The 1,859-nt window shown below is 65.2% G+C and carries 2 protein-coding genes; both read left to right on the top strand.

All coding sequences use genetic code 11. From position 1 onward, the window contains the following. The coding region (locus CHB94_RS25875) for a hypothetical protein (protein ID WP_141137655.1) at positions 1-207 on the top strand (207 nt) is incomplete at its 5' end. 328 nt (positions 208-535) lie between these two features. Further along, positions 536-1,402, top strand: coding sequence for an SDR family oxidoreductase (locus tag CHB94_RS24280; RefSeq protein ID WP_176445747.1), 867 nt, complete (start codon positions 536-538; stop codon positions 1,400-1,402). Positions 1,403-1,859 lie beyond the last annotated feature (457 nt).

Consider the following 1,859-nt stretch of genomic DNA (forward strand, 5'->3'; position numbering starts at 1 on the left):
CGCAGTGAGCTGACCACCACGATCCTTGCCCCGGGCGAGCTGGCCGACCTGGTCGAGCGGATGCTGCGCACGTCGGGACGGCGGATCGACATGAGTACCCCGAAGGCCAAGCCCGCCAAGAGTTCCTCACCCTTCACGCACGCCTCGCATCATCCGACCCCGTCACCCTGGGGCCTACGTTCGGCGCTGTCGTCCAGCACCGGCTAGCAGCGACGATCTGGCGCCCCCTGCCAAGCAGTCAACAGCACCCCAGCGACAGCAGGCCCGTCGACGACGAGCCAGCAGGTCACTGACCACTGCGGCCAGCGACTCAGAGACGACCAGGAGATAGATACGTCCTAGGAGGTCTTCGAGCTATCGGACCCGCGCCCTGACGCTGGGTTTGGCTTGGGGGATGCGGGACCTCCGGCCCTTCCACACCCCTCGCCCTCGCGGTAGGCAGGCGCGGGATCCCTGGTGCGAGGGGCCCTTGAACTGTCGGACCTGAGCCGTCTCGGCTGAGGTGGAGGGGCTGGGCAGCATGGAGGAGCGAATTGTGCTCGTCTACGGGTCCACGGGCACTCAGGGAACTCCGGTCGTCCAGAAGCTACTGGACACGGGGACGCGTGTGCGCGCGGTGACCCGAGATGCCGCCAGAGCCGAGCATTGGAAGGTGCGAGGTGCAGAGATCGCGGTCGCAGATCTGCAGCATCCCGACACCTTGGCGGCGGCCAACAAGGGCATCAGTCAAGTTGTCCTGCAACTCCCATTGCAGTACGACTTCGCCCTCCACGAGACGTATGGACGCAACGCAGTCGATGCGGCAAGGGCCGCGGGCGTGGAGTTGACGGTCTTCAACACCAGCGCTCATGTCCTGCAGGACACTGACGTGCACGCCTATCAGGCCCGACAGGAAGTCATCGACTATTTGCAATCTAGCGCCGTTCCCAACATCGTTCTCCGCCCAACGTTCTACATGGAGATCTTGCTTGGGCCGTGGATCAGACCCGGCATCGTCGAACACGGCGTCGTCGCCTTTCCCTTGCCGGCCGAATTCCCGATGTCGTGGGTTTCTGCCGGCGAGATGGCGGCATATGGGGTGTCTGCGCTCGGCCGCCCCGAGTTGGCTGGTTCCACATTTGACATCGGCGGTCCGGAGGCTCTCAGTGGTAACGACATTGCCAGGTGCTTCTCCGAGGTTTTGGGAAAGGAGGTCTCCTATGCCGCAATAGCGCCGGATGACTACGAACGAGCGCTCGCGCCAGTGTTCGGCCCGACGGTGGCCTTCGAGGTGGCCTCACAAGTGCGCTGCATCATCGAACGAGGGGACGGCACGGTTGAAATGACCGAAACAGCTGCGCAGTTCTCCGTCAGCCCCACGCCTCTGGTCGACTGGATCCGTCAACACAGCTGGGACAACTGAGGGCCTCTGTACGCGGGTGGCGCGTTCGGCTACCACCGCAGCTTGGCCCGGGCGCCGGCACTCCGAACGGGTTATCGCGCTAAGTCTTCGTGTGCTTCTCCATGGGAGGGCTCCTGACGCAGCAGGCGCTGGTCGTCTAGACCGTATGGGCATACGCCGCCTGGCCACTTCTGGGTTTTGCAGAGGCTCCCGCCCCGGCCTGGTTGCTCATGGCGGCCGCGGTCTGGACCGGCGCTCCACGCGCGACCGACACGTGCGAGCGTGGTCAGCCCCTTGATGACATGTGCACAAAGCGTGTCTTCCTGCTCCGGGTTCCGCTGCCCGACGTCGTCTCGATGCAGACCCGCCAGGCCAACCTCGAGGGGCGCCGGTGAGATCCCGCTGCGCCGGCTGGTCAAGGAGGCGCTGCGGATGCGGCCCTCGCGCATCGTGGTCGGCGAGGTGCGCCAGGAGGAGT

The organism is Blastococcus mobilis (assembly GCF_900188025.1).
Lineage (GTDB): Bacteria > Actinomycetota > Actinomycetes > Mycobacteriales > Geodermatophilaceae > Blastococcus_B > Blastococcus_B mobilis.